This is a genomic window from Nocardia neocaledoniensis, from assembly GCF_029868625.1.
In the GTDB taxonomy this organism is placed as follows: domain Bacteria; phylum Actinomycetota; class Actinomycetes; order Mycobacteriales; family Mycobacteriaceae; genus Nocardia; species Nocardia neocaledoniensis_A.
Genome location: NZ_JARWOJ010000361.1, coordinates 19,012 through 38,640 on the forward strand (window position 1 = coordinate 19,012; position 19,629 = coordinate 38,640).

Annotated in this window: 13 protein-coding genes and 1 tRNA gene; 10 read left to right on the top strand and 4 right to left on the bottom strand. The window is 68.9% G+C overall.

Going from position 1 to position 19,629, the window contains the following annotated elements:
- The first annotated feature begins 17 nt into the window (after positions 1-17).
- The 5 genes from QH270_RS28105 to QH270_RS28125 all read left to right on the top strand — a co-directional run bounded on the left by QH270_RS28105 (position 18) and on the right by QH270_RS28125 (position 5,144).
- Entirely contained in the window at positions 18-242 is a 225-nt protein-coding gene (locus QH270_RS28105) for a hypothetical protein (protein ID WP_280347059.1), read from the top strand.
- Between the two features lie 257 nt (positions 243-499).
- A complete protein-coding gene (locus QH270_RS28110) occupies positions 500-1,267 on the top strand; it encodes a DeoR/GlpR family DNA-binding transcription regulator (protein ID WP_280347060.1) in 768 nt (255 codons plus the stop codon).
- A complete protein-coding gene (locus tag QH270_RS28115; protein ID WP_280347061.1) occupies positions 1,264-2,250 on the top strand; it encodes a 1-phosphofructokinase family hexose kinase in 987 nt (328 codons plus the stop codon). Before QH270_RS28110 ends, QH270_RS28115 begins: the two co-directional genes overlap by 4 nt.
- Positions 2,251-2,424: 174 nt before the next feature.
- The gene (locus QH270_RS28120; RefSeq protein WP_280347062.1) at positions 2,425-4,860 is read left to right on the top strand and encodes a PTS fructose transporter subunit IIABC; all 2,436 of its coding nucleotides are present in this window, start codon (positions 2,425-2,427) and stop codon (positions 4,858-4,860) included.
- Between the two features lie 26 nt (positions 4,861-4,886).
- Positions 4,887-5,144, top strand: a complete 258-nt coding sequence (locus QH270_RS28125) for an HPr family phosphocarrier protein (RefSeq protein WP_280347063.1) — start codon at positions 4,887-4,889, stop codon at positions 5,142-5,144.
- Between the two features lie 135 nt (positions 5,145-5,279).
- On the opposite strand, the gene QH270_RS28130 is transcribed toward QH270_RS28125, so the two are convergent.
- Positions 5,280-5,750 carry a hypothetical protein gene (locus tag QH270_RS28130; protein WP_280347064.1) on the bottom strand — a complete coding sequence of 157 codons (471 nt, stop codon included), beginning with the start codon at positions 5,748-5,750 and terminating at the stop codon, positions 5,280-5,282.
- A gap of 771 nt (positions 5,751-6,521) precedes the next feature.
- Between QH270_RS28130 and QH270_RS28135 the strand changes: the two genes are divergently transcribed.
- On the top strand, positions 6,522-7,274 hold the full coding sequence (locus QH270_RS28135) for a hypothetical protein (RefSeq protein WP_280347065.1): 753 nt from the start codon (positions 6,522-6,524) through the stop codon (positions 7,272-7,274).
- Between the two features lie 555 nt (positions 7,275-7,829).
- Positions 7,830-11,846 (top strand): hypothetical protein, encoded by a 4,017-nt coding sequence (locus tag QH270_RS28140; RefSeq protein WP_280347066.1) that lies wholly within the window; start codon positions 7,830-7,832, stop codon positions 11,844-11,846.
- Between the two features lie 314 nt (positions 11,847-12,160).
- Here the strand turns inward: QH270_RS28140 and QH270_RS28145 are convergent.
- Positions 12,161-12,234: transfer RNA gene (locus QH270_RS28145), tRNA-Met, on the bottom strand.
- A 375-nt stretch (positions 12,235-12,609) separates the two neighbouring features.
- On the opposite strand from QH270_RS28145, the gene QH270_RS28150 reads away from it, so the two are divergent.
- The gene (locus QH270_RS28150; RefSeq protein ID WP_280347067.1) at positions 12,610-13,149 is read left to right on the top strand and encodes a transglycosylase family protein; all 540 of its coding nucleotides are present in this window, start codon (positions 12,610-12,612) and stop codon (positions 13,147-13,149) included.
- Between the two features lie 73 nt (positions 13,150-13,222).
- Here the strand turns inward: QH270_RS28150 and QH270_RS28155 are convergent, their stop codons facing one another.
- A complete protein-coding gene (locus QH270_RS28155; protein ID WP_280347068.1) occupies positions 13,223-16,201 on the bottom strand; it encodes a UPF0182 family protein in 2,979 nt (992 codons plus the stop codon).
- Between the two features lie 160 nt (positions 16,202-16,361).
- Here QH270_RS28155 and QH270_RS28160 point away from each other — a divergent pair, with 160 nt between their 5' ends.
- The gene (locus tag QH270_RS28160) at positions 16,362-16,940 is read left to right on the top strand and encodes a PPA1309 family protein (protein ID WP_110036362.1); all 579 of its coding nucleotides are present in this window, start codon (positions 16,362-16,364) and stop codon (positions 16,938-16,940) included.
- Here the strand turns inward: QH270_RS28160 and QH270_RS28165 are convergent, their stop codons facing one another.
- Positions 16,941-17,966, bottom strand: a complete 1,026-nt coding sequence (locus QH270_RS28165; RefSeq protein ID WP_280347069.1) for a YlbL family protein — start codon at positions 17,964-17,966, stop codon at positions 16,941-16,943.
- A gap of 128 nt (positions 17,967-18,094) precedes the next feature.
- On the opposite strand from QH270_RS28165, the gene QH270_RS28170 reads away from it, so the two are divergent.
- On the top strand, positions 18,095-19,498 hold the full coding sequence (locus QH270_RS28170; RefSeq protein WP_280347070.1) for a zinc-dependent metalloprotease: 1,404 nt from the start codon (positions 18,095-18,097) through the stop codon (positions 19,496-19,498).
- Positions 19,499-19,629 lie beyond the last annotated feature (131 nt).

Sequence of the window (19,629 nt, forward strand, 5' to 3'; positions counted from 1 at the left end):
CAGCACGTTCCGAGATTGTGAGTGCCCCTGTCGTGACCCTCGTCGAACACTCGGCCGCACCCGCCGACCCGGACGTGCTACTCGCGCAGCGCATCACCTGCGGCGCCGTCCGTTATCTCACCCTGCTCGCCTGCGGTCTGTCGGAAGACTCGATGGATCTGCTCACCTCGGTCACCGACCGACTACGTGCCGCCGAGGGCGCGCTACGCGACCCGCTCACCGCCGATCTCGGCGTCGGCTGAGGGCGGTTCCGCCCGGCGAAGGCGCAACCGCGCAATTTGGTTTCCCACACGGTGCCGTCGGCCGACAGTGCCGCTGTCGCCTTGGCCTGATCAGCCTCTGACCTGGGTGCATATCGCGTCACAGGGCTTCATCGGCATGACCTCGACCACGTCCTACCGGCAACGATTGTGACTCGGCTCACCAAAAACCGTTGACAAAGCCACACAAGCGGGCATAAAACAACATGAGTAAACATTCTCATGAGCCCGGAGGACCGATGTACGCCGAGGAACGTCAGCAGGCGATCGCCACCCTGGTTGGCCATCGCGGCCGCGTCTCCGTCGCCGAGCTGGCCGACCAGTACGGCGTCACCACCGAGACCGTGCGCCGCGACCTCGCCGTGCTCGACCGCCTCGGCCTGATCCGGCGCGTCCACGGCGGCGCCGTCGGCGCGGGCGCGCTCACCACGATCGAGCTCGGCACCGCCGAACGCGACACCACCCGCGCCGAGGAGAAGGACCGCATCGCCGACGCGGCCCTGCGGTTCCTGCCGCGCGCCGGTGGCAGCGTGGTGTTCGACGCGGGCACCACCACCGCCAGGATGGTCGCGGCGCTGCCGAGCGATCTCGAGCTCGTCGCCGTCACCAATTCCCTGCCCGTCGCCACCCGGCTCACCGGCTTCCCGGGGGTGCGGGTGCAGCTGCTCGGCGGGCGGGTGCGCGGGGTCACCCAGGCGGCCGTCGGCGCCGAGACGCTGCGGCTGCTCGGCGAATTGCGCGTCGACGTCGCGTTCATCGGCACCAACGCGCTGACCGTCCGGCACGGCCTGTCCACTCCCGATCCCGAGGAGGCGGCCGTCAAGCGGGCGATGATCGCCGCCGCCGACCAGGTGGTCGTGGTGGCCGACGCGGGCAAGATCGGCCGCGAGGACTTCGTCAGCTTCGGCGGCACCGGCGACATCGACGTCCTGGTCACCGATACCGATATCCCGGCCACCGCGCACGCGGAGCTGGCCGCCGCGGGAATCGAGGTGGTGCTCGCATGATCGTCACACTGACCGCGAACCCGAGTGTCGACCGCACGGTCACGCTCACCGAACCGCTGCGCCGCGGGCAGGTGCATCGCGCGGCGGGAGTCACCTCCCATCCGGGCGGCAAGGGCGTCAATGTCGCCAGGGTCGTCGCGGCGGGGGGCGCGCGGACCCTGGCCGTCCTGCCCGGCACCGACGACGATCCCGTGGTGAGCGGGCTGCGCGCCACCGGGATCGCCTTCCGCGCGGTCCCGGTGCCCGGCGCGCCACGCACCAATCTGACCATCGCCGAAACCGACGGCACGACAACGAAGATCAACGAACCGGGGCGACCGCTGACCGCGCGCGACCTGGGCGAGCTGACGGCGCTGCTCGTCGAGCTGGCGGCCGGGGCCTCCTGGATCGTGCTGTCCGGCTCGCTGCCGCCGGGGGCGCCCGTCGACTGGTACGGGCAGCTCGTCACCACCCTGTCCCCTCTCGGCGCGGCGTCGAACGGCGCCGGGCGCACGCGGATCGCGGTCGACACCTCCGACGCCCCGCTCCTCGCCTTGTTCGGCGAGAACACCGGTACCGCACCCGATCTCCTCAAACCGAATTCCGACGAACTGGCCCAGCTGACCGGGCTCGATCCGGTCGCGCTGGAGGAGCCGAGCGCCGCCGCGGCGGCGGCTACGGTGCTGCTCGAGCGCGGGGTCGGCGCGGTACTGGCCACGCTCGGTGCGGCCGGGGCAGTGCTGGTCACCGGCGAGGGCGCCTGGTTCGCCGCCGCACCGCCGATCGTGCCGCGCAGCACTGTCGGCGCCGGTGATTCCGCGCTGGCCGGTTACCTACTCGCCGAGCAGGCCGGCGCCGCGCCTGCCGACCGGCTCCGCTCCGCCGTCGCCTACGGCAGCGCCGCGACCGCCCTCCCCGGCACCGGCCTCCCGGGCCCAGCGGACATCGCCATCGACGCCGTCAGCGCCAGACCGCTGTACCTCTCCGATCGGCCGTCGGTATGAACTCCCCGCAGCGCCGCGCGACCGCTCGGTCCCGGATCTCCTTCTCGCGTCAGCGCCGCAGAGCGCGGGCGATACGGGAGTCCGCCGGGATTCGCCGAGCAGTTCCGCGGGCCGGTTGAGCATCCGCCGAAACATCTTCCACCGCTTCACCTCCCACTCCCGAAAGACACCACGATGGCCGATTCGATCATCACCACCGACCTGATCACCCTCGACGCCGACCTCGGCTCCGACAAGGATGCCGTGATCACCGCGCTCGCGGCTTCCCTCGCCGCCGCCGGTCGCGCGTCCGACGCCAACGGTGTGACCAGGGCCGCGCTGGACCGCGAAGCCCAGTCGGCCACTGGACTTCCCGGCGGCATCGCCATCCCGCACTGCCGGTCGGCGGCGGTCACGAGCGCGTCCCTGGCCTTCGCGAGGCTCTCGCCCAAGGTCGACTTCGGCGCGCCGGACGGGCCCGCCGATCTGGTGTTCCTCATCGCCGCACCCGAGGGCGCCGGGGCGGAGCACATGAAGTTGCTGTCCGCGCTGGCCCGCGCCCTCGTCCGCCCGGCCTTCGTCGCCGACCTGCGCGCGGCGTCGACTCCGGCGGACGTGGTCGCCCTGGTCGACGGCGTCATCAACCCGCCTGCCGCGGCAACGGGTTCGTCCGGTGCGGCGGCCAGCTCACCCAACGCGGCGACCAGCTCGACAAGCACGGCAACCAGCGCGCCCAACGCGGCAGCCAGCGCGCCCAGCACGGCGGCCGGATCACCCGGCGCGGCGGCCAGCTCGCCCAGCACGGCGGCCGGATCACCCGGCGCGGCGGCCAGTTCACCCAGAACGGCGGCGGGATCAGCCGGCGCGGCGGCCAGTTCACCCACGGAGGCCGGTGCGCCCGACGCCGCGAGCGGATCGCCTGTGTCGGCTGCGGCGGGTTCGGCTGCGGCGGGTTCGGCTGCGGGGGGCGAAGCTGCTTTGGAACGCGGCGGCGCGGGCACAGACACCACTGATGCCGTTGCCGGCGTGTCGACCGGGGACGCGGCTACCGGCGGCGCTGTCGCCGCTGCGGGGAGTTCGGCGGCGGTCGGAGGTGGCACAACGCCCGCAGCCGGAATCCAGCAGGAGGGCGAGGGAACCACCCCCGACACCGCCTCCGGGGCCCGCCGGAGGATCGTCGCCGTCACCGCCTGCCCCACCGGCATCGCGCACACCTACATGGCCGCCGACTCGCTCGTCGCGGCCGGTGAACGCGCCGGCGTGGACGTCGAGGTGGAGACCCAGGGCTCGAGCGGCGGCGACAAACTCGATCCGGCCACCATCGCCGCCGCCGACGCGGTCATCTTCGCCACCGATGTCGGGGTGAAGGACCGGGGCAGGTTCGCGGGCAAGCCGGTCGTCGAGTCCGGGGTGAAGCGGGCAATCAACGAGCCGGACAAGATGATCGAGGAGGCGGTCGAGGCGAGCACCACGGCCGGTGCCGCGACCGTCGGCGGTTCCGCGCCCGCCCCGGCACAGGCTGCGGCCAAGGGCCTGGGCTGGGGGTCACGGCTGCGGCAGATCCTGCTCACCGGCGTCAGCTACATGATCCCGTTCGTCGCCGCGGGCGGTCTGCTGATCGCGCTGAGCTTCCTGCTCGGCGGTTACGAGATCTCCGACAGCGCGAAAGACATCGTGCTGAACAACTCGATCACCGACCTCCCGGACGGCGGCCTCGCCACCTATGTCGGTGCGGTGCTGTTCCAGATCGGCTCGCTGGCGTTCGGCTTCCTGGTCCCGGCTCTCGCCGGCTACATCGCCTTCGCGATCGCCGACAGACCGGGTCTGGCCCCGGGCTTCACCGCGGGCGCGATCGCGGTGTTCGTCGGTGCCGGCTTCCTCGGCGGTCTGGTCGGCGGACTCGTCGCCGGATTCGCGGCCCTGTGGGTCGGCAAGCTGCCGGTACCCACCTGGGCGCGCGGCCTGATGCCGGTTGTCGTCATTCCGCTGCTGGCCTCGCTGATCGTCGGTGTGGCGATGTTCGTGCTGCTCGGCAAGCCGCTCGCCGCCGTCACCAACGGGCTCACCGACTGGCTCAACGGCCTGTCCGGCACCTCCGCGATCGCGCTCGGTGTCATCCTTGGCGTGATGATGTGCTTCGACCTCGGTGGCCCGGTCAACAAGGCCGCCTACGCCTTCGCCGTCGCCGGGCTGTCGGTGACCGATAACGCCTCGCTGCGGATCATGGCCGCGGTGATGGCCGCGGGCATGGTGCCGCCGCTGGCGATGGCGCTGTCGACCACCCTGCGCCCGCGCCTCTACACCGAGGCCGAACGCGAGAACGGCAAGGCCGCGTGGCTGCTGGGCGCCTCGTTCATCTCCGAGGGCGCGATCCCGTTCGCCGCCGCCGACCCGCTGCGGGTGCTCCCGTCGATGATGATCGGCGGCGCGGTCACCGGCGGCCTGGTGATGGCGACCGACGTGACCTTGAGCGCGCCGCACGGCGGCATCTTCGTATTCTTCGCGATCGGCCACCTGGCCTGGTTCGTGCTGGCACTGTTGGTCGGCACCGTGGTCGCCGCGGTGTGCGTCACCCTCGCCAAGGAGTTCACCCGCAAGCAGTCCGCGTCCCCCGTTCTCACCACCGCGTAGTCCATCCGCACAACAAGGAGATACCCATGCCAAGCACCACCGTCACCGTCGGCTCCTCGGTCGGCCTGCACGCCCGTCCCGCCGCCTTGATCGCCGAAGCGGTCGGCGCGGCAGGGGTCCCCGTCACCATCGCCCTGGCCGGTGCCGACCCGGTAGACGCCGGCTCGGCGCTGATGATCATGACCCTCGGTGCGGGCCAGGGGGCCGAGGTGGTGATCTCCAGCGAGGACCAGCCGACTCTGGACAAGATCGCCGAAATGGTCGCCAGCGACCTGGACGCCTGACTTGGAAACAAGAAGGGCCCGGAACCTGGTATTTCCGGGCCTTTCTTGTACAGCGGAGACAGGACTCGAACCTGCGACCTCTTCATTTGTGAGCCAACAGGACGCCAGGGAACCGCGGGCCTGGCAAAGAACGGTTCAGGCGCTGTGCGGGTAAGCGAAGGCGGCGAGATCATCCAAGTTCTGCTGGGCCAGTTCCATATTGGCTTGCGCCGCCGCGGTCACGGCACCGGCGGCCGCCCCTGCTCCAGCACCGATTCCGCCGCCGATGGCGGTGGTCGCCGCAGTGACCGGGAGTGCGCCCAGAACCGCCACACCGCCACCGAGCCCTGCTCCGGCCAGGGCACCCGCCCCGGCTCCGGCCAACGGACCGATTACCGTGCCGGCCGCGCCGCCGATCGCGCCACCCGCGACGGTGCCGACCATGCAGCCGACAATCGGCACTGGAGTTCCGGCGATACACCCGACAGCGGCTCCGGCGGTCGCGCCGATCGGCGGGCCGACGGCCAGTCCGGCGGCTGTGCCCAACCCCGCACCGATTCCGGCGCCGGTCGTCGCTGTGACCGCTGCCGTGGCCGCTCCGATGCCGACACCCACCCCGGCGCCCACCAGGGCTCCCTGAGCCGCGCCTTGGGCCGCGCCGTCAGCAGCGCCCTGGACCGCCGCGGCGCCGACGAGGTCACGGCGGCGTTGATCGATGAGCGGAAAGTACTCTGGTGACGGTACAGGCGCTTGTCGGGACTCGGGGTCAGGGGTGAAATCCGGTAGGTGACGTGGCGTGTCGGGCGATTGTGGTACTACTTCGGCCATTTCTACCGCGGAAACGGCTCCGGGGTCGTTTTGTTCAGTAGGCCCCGCTGACGCAATCGCCGAACCGGCAACCATCGTTGCCAGCACCGCTGTCGCCGAGACCGTGATTTTCGTGATTCGTGAGCGCATTGTTCTCTCTTTCGATCTTGCCGCTGTTCGATCCCGCTGCCGTGAGGTCGCAACGACTTGATTAGTTTTGCAAACTATTTGATGGCGTGAAGGTATCCCGAAAATGACGCCAGACTCCCTCGACTCCCCGTTGGACCGGGCGCGATACGCGAACTAAATTGGCAGCCGAAACCATCCGCGCAGCACCCAGTCCATCCATCATCAACGGATCACGTGGACCGCGATATTCCGACTCCACCTATCGCGACGATCACAGAGGGTCGGGACATAAGACCCTGAACAGACGTGAATTTCTGTGCGTTCCGGATCGGGATCTCAGTTTCAACTGCCTATCGGGTGACTCAAATCACCGTAGCAGGTGCCCGGGACATTAGCCCCTAGCGATGGTTTCGTCGCAGTGATCTTCTGGCATGGAGAGTCTATTCGTTCGAATGAGGAGCCATGCGACAAGTTGTACGCGATGCTCGCGGCCGGTCCCGCGAGAAGACGCCGAAATCCCTGCAAAAGCGATTCTTCAAGGCTGTGCTGGTCGGCGGCGTCTTGTCGGCCACCGTGGTAGGGGTGACCCGCTGCGATATCGACGGCGGCCTGCTGGATGTCCACTCCACCGCGAGCCGCCAGCAGCAGGAGCAGATCCGATCTCTGGCGGCCGCGGCAGAGGATCGCGAGTATTTCGAAGCCCACAAGAGTGATGTGCACACCGACGTGATCACTTTCGCGGAGACGGTCTGCGCGGCGACGGAATCGGTCCGGACTGCGGTGACCGAGCCATCCGGCGAGTCTCGAACCGTCGAACAAGCTGTCGCGGAATGGAAGTCGGACCTGATGGATCTGGCCGACGCGGCGGCGCTGGCCGCGGATCGGATCGATTCGGTTCCACTTCCAGCTTCCGACCGGGTGCTCACGCCCGGCGTCGACAGTGAGACCTGGAGATCGCTGCGTGTTCAGTCCGCCGGCGCTTTCCAGGACACCAGCGGTGTGCTGCGCGGTATCAGCGACGGATTGGACGCGAGCCGATATGCCGACGCGGCGATCGCATCGGAAGAACTCAGCGCCGCCAACGACGCGGCTGGGAACAGACTTTCCGCGCTCAGTGCGACCGTCGAAGACGTGATGTCTCGACTGCCGGTCCCCAACTCTGAAACCGATGCTGCACTTCGCTCCTCGGGCGTGTGCTCCTTCTCGAAGGCCTGACGCCGCCCGCATTCACCCGAACAGTCACGAAGGGAACACCACATGTACACCCATGTTCGTTCGCGTCGAATCGATCGATTACGGCGAACCGCCGTCTGGGGAATCATCGGTCTGCTTGTCGCGATTCTGATGACACGGCCGATCGCACAGGTTCTCGTCGCCCTCGGCGTCACTATCGGATGGCATTGAAACATCCTTGCCGAGAGGAATTTTCGCGCATGTTTCAGGAACTGGGCGGCGGTAGGGGCCCGCCCCACCGCATGTGGCCGGTTGCGGAGGCGATTCCCGGGCCGGCGAAACGTTATGAACCTCGAGAAAGAAGGGTACTGAATAGTGAAAAATACACGCCTCGACTCGGCAGGAAGGGGGTGGGGGGTAGTGTCCTGGTGCCTTCGGTTGCTAGCCGTGGGAATTCCGGCGATCGGTTTTCTGCTGCTGAGCGGCTCGCCGGCACAGGCGCAAGGCCCGGACAATTCGTCCGCCGGCCTGAGCGATCTGGCGAACGATTTCGCCCGCTCCGTTCCGGCGATTATCTTGCCGGAATCGAGTCCCGCAATGACACCCGCCGACGGCGGTCCACCTGCGCCACCCGACCCTGCGGGGCTGCCTTTGGGGCAGCTCGGCGACGCGCTTGCCGCGGTGTTCGTGGATCAGCAACGCCACGACGCGCCGGCCCCTGTGACAGCCGATCCGATTCCGGCCACCGTACTGGATGATTCGCCCGTCGAAGTTGTGCTGACCGACCTGCGGGCCGCGGCGCAACCAGCGCTGGACACATTGACCGACGCGGTCGCCGAACTCCGGCATCAGGTGGAGCCGCGAGCGCCCGACGATCCGCCCATGCCGCAGCTCATCATGCCTCCAGTCGCCGAAAGCGATTGCACGGCAGCAGGCTGCGAGAACCAAGTCGGTGCTGCCGCCCTGAATCTCGCGATCGAGGCCGACCGCGCGTTCGGTGCGATCACCGCGGATCCGCAGGGCTTCGTGCGTACTGTCGTCGATCCCGCTGTGCGGCACTTTCTCGCCGATCCGGACGAGTCCGTGCGGGGCGCGATGCTCGCGTTGACAGCTCCGGGAGCGATGCTGGTCGATCCGCGTGCGGCACTGGCCACCGCGGCGACAGCGGTCGGCGGACCGGAATTGGCCGCGTGCGTGGAGGTGTTGTTCGAATCCCGGGTGCTACCCCTGGCCGGCGACCTGCTGGCAGCCATCGGTGGCGCGGCGGTGGTTTCGCTGGGCGCCGGCGCCCTCGGCGGCGCACTGGGGGCGATCACCACCGGAATATCCGGTGCGTTCGCGGGCGGCCTGGTGGGCCTGTTGAATCCGATGGCACCGATTCTCGGTGGCGTTCCGGGTGCGGTACTGGGCGGATCGGTGGGCGCGATCCCAGGTCTGGTGACCGGAGCGCTCGCGGGTGTTCCCGGCGGTGCTCTGATCGGCTGGCTGCTCACGACCGTGACCGATGCCCTGCTGGGCGGCGTGCTCGGTGCGGCGGCCGGATTCCTGGGCCCGAACCTGGTGCTGCCATTGCTGGGGGCGTTGCTCGGCGGTGCCGTCAGCGCCGCGCTCGGTGGTGGTGTCCTGCTGCTCGGCGCACTCGGGATCGCGTTGGCCGCATTGACCGCACCGATGTGGTTGCCGGTCCTGCTGCTGGCGTTGCCGCTGGTTCTGATCCCGCTCATTCCCGCGATGCTGGTCGCTTTGCCGTTGATGCTGCCCGCGTTGATCATCGGGGCGATTGCCGCCCTGGTCACCGCGGTAGTCGGTGGTGCACTGCTGGCGCTCGGAGCGGTGGCATTGGTGCTGACGATCCTGTTGGCCCCGATCTGGATTCCGATCGTCATCGTCATCGCGGTCGGCTATGTGGTCTGGGCGATCTTCTGGATCGTGGTCGGCTTCGTGCTGGCGACACCGATCGGGATCATCGGCATCGTCGGACTGCCCTTCGTCATCGCCGGAGTGGTGGTACTGGCGGCCATGGTATTCGGCGCGGGAGTGGCCCTCCTGGCCATTGCTGTCGTCTCACTGCCCATCTGGTGGCCTGTTGTCGGCTTGATCCTCGCCGGGATGACGGCAGTGGCGATCATCACGCCCGCACTCGCGCTTTTCTTCCTGCTGGTGTTGCCGTTGGCGATGTTCGCGGCCGGGCTTGCGCTGGGGGCAGTGGTGTATCTGCTGTCGATGGTGCTGATGCTGCCGATCGCCATTCTCGCCGGCGCCGCGTTCTCACTGATGGGCGCGATCGGCGGAGCTTTGGCGATGACCGTGCTGGGTCTGGGCCTGCTGTCGGCTCCGTTGGTGCTGGCGCTGGCGTCGCTGCCCGGGCTGCTCGCCGGAGCATTGCTGGGCCTGCTGGCCGGTCTGGCGGTCGCGGTGATCACGACCCCACTGGGCGCTCTGCTGGGTGTGCTGCTGGGTGCGTTGAATCCGCTGAATCTGCTGGGAGCGTTGGCCGGGGCCGTACTGGGTGTGCTGATCGGGATGATCGCCGGTGGAATCACCGGTCTTCTTGTCGGCACGGTGCTCGGCGCGCTGCTGGGCTGGCTGCTGGCGGCCTCGGGTTCGGCGCTGATCACGGGTCTGCTGGGATTCCTGTTGGCCGCTGTCCCGGGTGGGCTGTTCGGCGGTTCGGTGATGATTCTCGCGGCACTGCCGTGGACCGTACTGGTCGCTGTCGCGGTGGGCTCGTGGCTGATGGGGAACCGCATCGGCGTCTGGCAGGCGGCGACCGGTGCGGCCGAATCGGCCGAACGGAGCAGTTTGTGGCAATCCGCCTGTGCCGCATGGCAACACAGCAACCTGAAGCGGTTCTTGGACGGCTTCATCGTGCGCTTCTCGTGCGACCTCGATGAGGCCACCGCGGAGCTCGATGCCTGGCGCCGCGGTCATGTCGAGGCCGAGAACATCGGTTTCGGCGCGGTCATCGGTGCGGTGGTGGCCATGGGTCTGGCCGGCGCGGTCGCGGCGGTACTCGGCGCGACCAGTGGGCTGCTCAGCCCGCTCAACCTGGCGGCCGCCATCCCAGGAGGACTCTTCGGCGCGGTGCTCGGTGCGCAGATCGCTGGGCTCATCGGGGCCGCGTTGGGTGCCGTGCCCGGCGGAACGGCCGGGATCGTTGTCGTGACGATCATCGACACCGTGGTGTCCGGTGTGCTCGGAGCGGTGACGGGCTATCTGTCCGGGATTGCGTCCGCGGTGGGTACGGGCGTACTGTCCGGCGCGGGTCTGGGTGCCTCGCTGGCGAGCGCCATCACCCTCTTGGTCGGTGGGATCGCTGGTCTCGTAGCCGGATTCGGTGCGAGCGCGGTGACCGCCGTGGTGCTCGGTGTGCTGGCGATGCTTCCGTTCGCGGCGGTCGCCGCGGTGGTACTGCTGGCTGGACTCGTTCCGGCGGTGGCGGCGTTCATCGCGCCGCTGATCATTCCGGTGCTCGTCGTCGGGGCGATCCTGGTGCTGGCGGCGATTCCCGCCGCGATCCTGGTGATCGGTGCGCTGGTCGTCGGTGCGGTGGCAGCCCTGATCCTGGGGCCGCTGGCGCTGCCGGTATTCGCTGTGGTGTTGGCCGGCGCTCTCGCCGTGCTCGCCGGTGCCGCCGCGCTGGCAGTGCTGCTGTCGATCGGCTTCACGGTGATCGTCGGTGTACCGCTGGCTATCGTGGCCTACCTGGCCTTCCAGGCACTCGCGGGCTTGCCGATCCTGGCGCTGGCGGGTGTGCTCACGACACTCGCGCTGGCCGCCACTGCGGTCCTGACGGTGGCGGTCGGCGGCGCCGTCGCGCTGACGGTGCAGGTTCTGGTGGCCGCAGTGACCGCGCTGTTCGCTTTCCCGGTGGCCATCGTGGTGGGCGCGGTGCTCGGCGGACTCGCCGGATTGCTGGTCAGTCCGGTTGTCGGTGGCCTCGCGGCCTTGCTGGGCACACTGCTCGGTGCGGTGGTCGGCGTGCTGAATCCGATCAACCTGTTCGGTGCGGCGCCTGGCGCCGTTGTCGGAATGGGGCTCGGCTGGGTGCTCGGGGCCGCTGCGGGGATCGTGCCCGGCGCTGTGTCGGCGGCCGTGCTCGCGGCGCTGGCCACCGCGCTGGCACATGCCGGTTTCGGCGCGGTCGCGGCTGGGTTGTTCGTCGGCGGTGTCGGCGTGTGGCTCGGTCTCGCGGTGGGTGCGGGAGTCGGTGCGGTCCTGCCACGCCGGGACGATGACGTTCCGGAGGTGAACTGGGACAGGGCGCTGTCCGCACTGGCCCGGATCCTGCACGGACACGTGTGTGTCCCGCAGAGCGGCGGTTGCCAAGAGCGCCCAACACCGGACGACATGCCCGCTCCGACTGAAAATGGTTGCGGCGGTATTGAACCGGCCGGCCCGGAGGCACCGGTGGTAGTCGAGACTCCCAATGCTTCACAGGAGTCCGGGTATCACTACCCGCTACAGGCCGCCACCGGTGGTATCGGAGAGGAAGCGGCCTTGGCCGAGTCCTCGTCGGCGCCGCTGGCCGGAATGAGCATGGCCGCACTGGGAATGCTGTTGGCGGCCTTGGTCGCCGCGGCAGCGAGGCGGCGTGAACGCGTCGATCGGTAGGTGAAAGCGGCGGATGCCGGTGGCGAACTCATTGCTTCGCCCCGGCATCCGTGTCGCGAATGGTGACGCGCTGGAAAGGAGGACGACGGTGCGCGCGGATCGAATCGGTGCGATGAGGCAGCGGACATCCGGTCGGCGCGGTGGATGATTACACAGGTGGCGTCGACGAGGATCCCGCCGCTCGCGCCGCCGGCGACGTGCCGGGACGCCGCGAAACCCCTGAGACGGCATCGGACCCGTGAATGTTTGGCCGATGACGCTGAAAGAACGTGAAAGTGGCCCGGAACCAGACTGGTTCCGGGCCACTTTCCTTGTAGCGGGGACAGGATTTGAACCTGCGACCTCTGGGTTATGAGCCCAGCGAGCTACCGAGCTGCTCCACCCCGCGTCGGTGAATACAACATTACACACTGGTTAGCCCGGATGACAAATCGCGAGGTCAACACCGGTTTCGTGACGGATGTCAACGATCCTCGACGGAGCCGGGGAGCCGAGCGAGACAGCGAATGTGCGCGTCGTCACAAGAATCAGCCTTGCAGTGACAGCAGCGAGTCCGGCGAGGGGTTCGCACGGGATCACGGTGACTGGCGTCACTATTTCGCCGTGATCTCGCGCACATAACGGCGCAATAACGGAACCGCTGAAATCAAGGTATTACCCGGCCCTATCCTGCGCAAACATCGAAAAGACGCCTGTTCCAATCATAAAACGTTGCCGTTATCAAGATGTGATCGGCGCGGATTTGTTGGTTAGCGTCTCCCCCATGACTGAAACCCGGAAATTCCGCACCCGTGCCCTTGGCGTCGCCGCCATCACGGGCGCCCTGGTTGCCGTTCCGTTCAGCCTCACCACCGGCACCGCCTCCGCCGCGACCCACAACTGGGACGGCGTCGCCCAGTGCGAGAGCGGCGGCAACTGGGGTATCAACACCGGCAACGGCTACTACGGTGGCCTGCAGTTCTCGCAGAGCACCTGGGCCGCCAACGGTGGTCAGGGCTCGGCGCACAACGCCAGCAAGGAAGAGCAGATCCGCGTCGCGGAGAACGTGCTCGCCAGCCAGGGCATCGGCGCCTGGCCGCACTGCGGTCAGTACCTGCAGGCCGGCGCTGCCGAGCCGGAGCCCGAGGTCGTCGTCGAGGAGCCCGCCGTCGAGCTGCCCGCCCAGGCCAAGACCGATATCCAGGTCGCCGTCGAGCAGGCCAAGGCCGCGGGTCAGTCCCTCGCCGAGCAGTACGGTGTCGCCGGTCAGTACCAGGACCTGCTCAACGCCAACGCCCCGCTGATCGCCTCGATCGGCGGCTGATCCACCGTTCCCCCTGCACGAGAAAGGCCCCGCCGACCGGCGGGGCCTTTCTTCGTTCGTCGACGTGTAGCGGTTACCGGCCGCCCGCGTCCTGGTAGGCCTGCACCGCGGCGTCCAGTTCCTCGAGCGCCTTACCGAAATCGGTGAAGTTGCCCGTGCGCATGGCCGTGCGGACCGCCTCGATCTTGCGGCTGAGCTCGGCCGCCGCGGCGTCCTGCGCCGCCGAACCCGCCGGTGGCGTCGTCTCCGGCGGCGGGGTGGTCCCGCCGGTCGGCGGCGTCGTGCCCTCGACCGGTGGCGTGGCGCCCGGCTTCGGCTTGAGCGCCGGGTCGCCACCGAACGGCGTCGCCAGCGCGCCCGCGCCCGGCATCACCTGGTTGAGCGCCTCGGCCAGCGTCGGCGCGTAGCCGACCTTCACGCTGCCCGCGGCGTCGCGGTAGCTCACCAGCACACGCAGCAGCTGCGGGAAGGTCGAGGACCCGGTGTTGCGTTCGTTGTAGAACGGCTCGACGTAGAGGATGCCGCCGTCGGCCACCGGCAGGGTGAGCAGATTGCCGTAGCGGATCTTGTTCGAGTTCGACAGCAGCGTCTTCTCCCGTGACACCGCGTCGGCGGTGGTCATCGAGTTCTGGGTTTGCTGTGGACCCTGTGTCTGCGAGTCGGTCGGTAGCTGCAGCACGGTGAACTTGCCGTACCCGTCGGGGTCCGAACGCACCGAGATGTAGGCCGACAGGAACTGCCGGTTGTAGCCGACCATCGCCGAGGTCAAATTGAAGACCGGTTTGTTGGTGGTCTTGTCACCGAGCAGCACGTAGTACGGCGGCTGGTTGAAGGTGCCGCCCTCGATCGTCGGATCGCTCGGGACCGACCAGAACGCGTTGTTGGTGAAGAACTCACGCGGGTTGTCCACGTGGTACTTGGTGAGCATGTCGCGCTGGACCTTGAACAGGTCCTCCGGGTACCGGAAGTGCGCGCGCAGCTCCGGGGAGATCTCGCTCTCCGACTTCACCGCGTCCGGGAACACCCCGCGCCACGCCTCGAGCACCGGGTCGTTCGCGTCGGTCTCGTACAGGGTGACGGTGCCGTCGTAGGCGTCGACGGTGGCCTTCACCGAGTTGCGGATGTAGCTGACCTCCTTGCGCGGGATCACCCGCCCGGTCTTCTTGTCGATGCTGTCCTCGACCGCGCCGTCGAGCGAGGTCGGCTCGGCGTAGGGGTACTTGTCCAGGGTCGTGTAGGCGTCGACGATCCACACGATGCGCTGGTCGACGACCGCGGGATAGGCGTTGCCGTCGGTGGTCAGCCAGGGCGCGACCTTCTGCACCCGCTCGCGCGGATTGCGGTTGTACAGGATCTTGGAGTTGTCGCTGATCGCCGAGGAGAACAGGATGTTGCGCTCGGCGTACTTGGCCGCGAACGCAAGGCGGTTGAACCAGTTGCCGATCGGCACGCCGCCGGAACCCTCGTAGGTGTAGGAGGCGGTGTCGGAGTCGTACTCGCGCGGCGCCTGGCCGTCGGTCGCGCCGACGATGGCGTAGTCGGGGTCGGACTGGGAGATCAGCTCGCCGTAGTAGATGCGCGGCTGGTCGACCTTGATCTGCTGGTCCTCCTGCTTGGTGAACAGGTCGCTCACCATGAACAGCGGATAGCCGGAGTCGCTGCCGCCCGCGGCGCTCTGCGCGTCGGACTGCGGCTTGTTCACCCGGTTGGCCGGCGCGGCCACGAAGCCGTTGCCGTGGGTGTAGACGGTGTGCTGGTTGATCCAGTCCTTCTGGTTGCCCGAGAGCGCCTCGGGATGCAGCTCACGCGCGGCGACGATGTAGTCCTGGGTGGAGCCGTTGAGGGTGTAGCGGTCGATGTCGAGCGACTCCGGGAACCCGTAGAAGTTCTTCAGCTGACGCAGCTGGGTGAACGTGGGCGAGAGGATGTTCGGATCGAGCAGCCGCGCGTTGCCGATGGTCGCGGCGTCGGCCGGGACCTCGAGCGGGCTCTTCTGGCTCTCGCCCCGGTAGTCCTGGTACTCGACCTTGTCGTCGGTGATGCCGTACGCCTGGCGCGTGGCCATGATGTTGCGCTCGATGTACGGGCTCTCCTTGTCGGCCGCGTTCGGGCGCACCGAGAACTGCTCGACCACCATCGGCCAGACCGCGCCGACCAGGATCGAGGACAGCACCAGCAGCGCCGCCGCCATCGCGGGCACCCGCAGATCGCGCAGCACGATGCCGGCGAAGAACGCGATCGCGCAGATCACCGCGATCGAGAGCAGGATCAGCTTGGCCGGGAGCACCGCGTTGATGTCGGTGAACGACGGACCGCCGAAGGTCGGCGCCTTGCGGGTACTCGACAGCAGGTCGTAGCGGTCGAACCAGTACGCGATCGCCTTGAGCAGCACGAAGATTCCGGCGATCACGGCGAGCTGGATGCGGGCCGCCCTGGTCAGCGCGCCCTCGCGCCCGGCCAGCCGCAGGCCGCCGAAGACGTAGTGGGTCACCAGGTTCGCGAAGAACGCGATCACTACCGCGACGAACAGCCAGTTCAGCACCATCCGGTAGAACGGCAGATCGAAGGCGTAGAAGCCGACGTCCAGATGGAACTGGGGGTCCTGCTCGCCGAAGTCACCGCCGTGCAGGAACAGCTGCACGGTGGCCCAATTCGACTGCGCCACCAGTCCGGACAGCAGGCCGAGCAGCACCGGGATACCGATGCCGAACAGCCGCAGCCGTCCCATCACGGTGGTGCGGTAGCGCGCGATCGGGTCGTTGGGTCCGGCGACCGGCACGAACACCGGCCGCGACCGGTACGCCAGCAGCAGCGCGCCCCACACCACGAGCCCGACGAACAGGGCGACCACGGCGAACAGGGCCAGGCGCGTGATCACCACGCCGAGATACACACTGCGGTAACCGACCTCGCCGAACCACAACCAGTTGGTATAGGCGTCGGTGAGGCGGGGCCCGAGCAGCAACAGCGCCGCGAGGACGACTGCTGTCACCAGCAGCACTCGGCTGCGTCGGGACAACGACGGTAATCCGGTGGGGGGCCGCATGCCCACGGTGCCACTCTCCAAGGGTCCGGCGACATCGGCGCCGGTTCGATCGGCGCAGACACCGCAGTCCGATGTTGCGGGTGGTCCGTTGCCGGACCGTTGGCGCCCACTCTACGGAAATCGGACACCGTGCAAGCGCCTGGGCCGAAAATGATTGGATGGGCGGGTGACCGATGACCAGCACGCCGAAGTTGTCCTCGCCCGCTGTGTGCGCGAGGTCGTCGAGTTCGCCGACGCCGAGGGCTGGGGAAACCCGCCGCAGATGTTCGCGTTGGTGCCCACCGCCGACCTGGTCGCGGCCGAACCCGCGCTCGAGGATCAGCTCGACGACGGCAGCGAGCTGACCCCCATCGCGCAGGAGGCCTTCCCCGACGACATCACCGGCGGTTCGATGGCGCTCGACGAGTTCCTCGCCACCACCACGTGGCCGCCCGCCGTCGAGGGCTGCGTGCTGGTCCAGGAGATCGTGGTGCTCCCGCCGGACGCGGAGAGCGACCTCGACGAGGCGTTGGTCCCGCTGCTCGCCGACGACGATGCCGCCGACGCGGCCGGGCGCGCCGCCGCGCACGCCCATCCCGGCCGCCGCGACGCGCGACTCATCGCGGGCGTGTTGCGCCAGGGCGCGTCACTGTGCCTGCTGCAGATCCGTCCCGAGGACGACGACGGCTTCGGCGACCTGGATCTGCGCACCTACCCGAATCTGGCGCCGGGCCTGGTCGAGGCCCTGCACCACACCCTGGAGTGATCAGCCGCAGCTGACCGGCTCGCGGCCCGCGTCGATGTCGGCCAGGCCGGTGATCGCGCTGTCGAGGGTGTCGACCTTCACCAGCCGCAGGCCCTCCGGCGCGCGCTGGCGGGCCTCGTTGCAGTTGTCCGCCGGCACCAGGAACGTCTCGGCCCCGGCCGCGCGTGCGGCGATCATCTTGTACTGGATGCCGCCGATCGGGCCGACCTTGCCCTCCTGATCGATGGTGCCGGTGCCCGCGACGAAGCGGCCGCCGTTGAGTTCCCCCGGCGAGAGCTTGTCGATCAGCGCGAGGCTGAACATCAGCCCGGCCGACGGACCGCCGATGTCGGCGAGGTTGAACTCGACCCGCAGGGGCGGGCGGCCGCCCTCGCCCGGGGTGATGCCGAGGTAGGCCTTGGCGGAGTCGTCCGGGCGGGTGCCCAGGGTGATCGGGGTGCTCTGCTGGGTGTCGCCGCGCCGGTAGGTGACGGCGATGGTGTCGCCGGGAGCCTTGGTGGCGACGATGTCGACCACGTCCTTGGGCGCGGTGACCGGGATACCGTCGACGCTGATCAGCTCGTCACCGACCTGCAGGACCTCCTTGGCCGGGCCGTCATCGCCGAGCGAGCGCACCAGCACCACCGTCGGCAACTTCAGGTGGTGCAGCGCGGCGACCTCGGCGTCGCTCTCGGAATCCTTGAAGTCCTGCTCGTTGGACTTGTCGATCTCCTCGCGCGACACACCGGGCGGGTACACCTCGGAGCGCGGGACCAGACCGTGCTCACCGCTGGCCCAGTACCCGAAGGCCTCGAACAGGTTGAGCCCGTCGCGCACCGAGACCGTGGTCATGTTGAGCTGTCCGGTCGTGGGATCCAGCGGGGCGCCGGTGACGTCGACCACCTGCTTTCCCTCCACCTCCCCGAGGGTGTCGAAGGTGGGGCCGGGGCCGAGCGCGACGAACGGCACGGTGACCACGCTGCCGACGACACCGAGCACGAGCACGGGTACCAGGGCCACGATCAGGGTGAGGATCCGACGATTCACTCCGCCCACAGTAGTGATCACCTATCGTGACCGACGGGAGTGGCACGCATTTGCCCACCGGCCGGATCTCACCGATTTCGCAATGCGCGAACACCGTGGCCCCAGGGGTCCCGCGTAACGTTATAGGTATGAGCGATCTCCCCTTCGGTTTCTCGAACCGCGACGACGACGAGTCGGGCAAGCGTCGCGACGAGGCGAACGGTCCCGGCGGAAACGATCCGTTCGGGTTCGGGGCGGCGGGCGCGGGCGGTTTCGATCCGTCGCAGCTGGGTCAGATGCTGACCCACCTCGGTCAGATGTTCAGCGGCATGGGCCAGGGCATGGGGCCCGGCGGCGGGCAGGCCGGCCCGGTCAACTACGACGTCGCCAAGCGCTTGGCGCGCCAGCAGCTCGGCGCCACCGTCGCGCCGGTGACGGCCAAGACCTCGTCCGCGGTGTCCGACGCGGCCCACCTCGCCGAACTCTGGCTCGACGGCGCCACCGTCCTGCCCGCGGGCGCCACCAAAACGGTGGCCTGGACCGCGAACGACTGGATCGAGGAGACCCTGCCCACCTGGAAGCGCCTGTGCGATCCGGTGGCCGAGCAGATCTCGGGCATGTGGACCGCGCAGCTGCCGGAGGAGGCCAAGCAGTTCGCCGGACCGATGGTCGGCATGCTCGGTCAGATGGGCGGGCTGGCCTTCGGCTCCCAGCTGGGCCAGGCGCTCGGCCAGCTGGCCAAGGAGGTGCTGACCTCCACCGATATCGGTCTGCCGCTGGGCCCGGCCGGTACCGCGGCGCTGCTGCCCACCGCGATCTCGGCGTTCAGCGCGGGCCTGGAACAGCCCGAGAGCGAGATCATGGTCTTCCTCGCCGCCAGGGAGGCCGCGCACCAGCGGCTGTTCGCGCATGTGCCGTGGCTGCGTCAGCAGGTGCTCGGCGCGGTCGAGGACTACGCGCGCGGCATCAAGATGGACTTCTCCGCACTGGAGGAGGCCGCGCAGAACATCGACCCGATGTCGCTGAGCGACCCGTCCAAGCTGGAGGAACTGCTCTCGCAGGGCACCTTCGAACCGCAGACCACGCCCGAGCAGAAGCAGGCGCTCGAGCGCCTCGAGACGCTGCTCGCGCTGATCGAGGGCTGGGTCGACGTGGTGGTGTCCGACGCGGTCGGCGAGCGGCTGCCCGGCGCGGGCGCGCTTTCGGAGACCCTGCGCCGTCGTCGCGCGACCGGCGGGCCCGCCGAACAGACCTTCGCCACCCTCGTCGGCCTGGAGCTGCGCCCGCGCAAGGTCCGCGAGGCGTCGGCGCTGTGGCGTCGGCTCACCACCGACGCGGGCATGGAACGCCGCGACGGCGTGTGGGCGCACCCCGATCTACTGCCCGATTCCAGCGATCTCGACTCCCCCGCCGGCTTCATCGACTCCGTGATCGGCGGCGGCACCGGCGCTTTCGACGATCCGCTGGCCCAGCTCGCCGAGACCGAGGCGCGCGAGCGCGACGCGGCCGAGCGTGGCGAGTCCGGGCCGGATTCCGACCCCGACAAGTCCTGATCGCGAGCTCGCCGCGGAAAACTTCGCGGCGAGCCTGCGCGACCCGGCGCCGGCGGCGCCGAAGTGGGGGGGCACACCGCGCCCGCCGGCCCGAACCCCCTTTTACACAGGGGCGGCCCCGACCATAGACA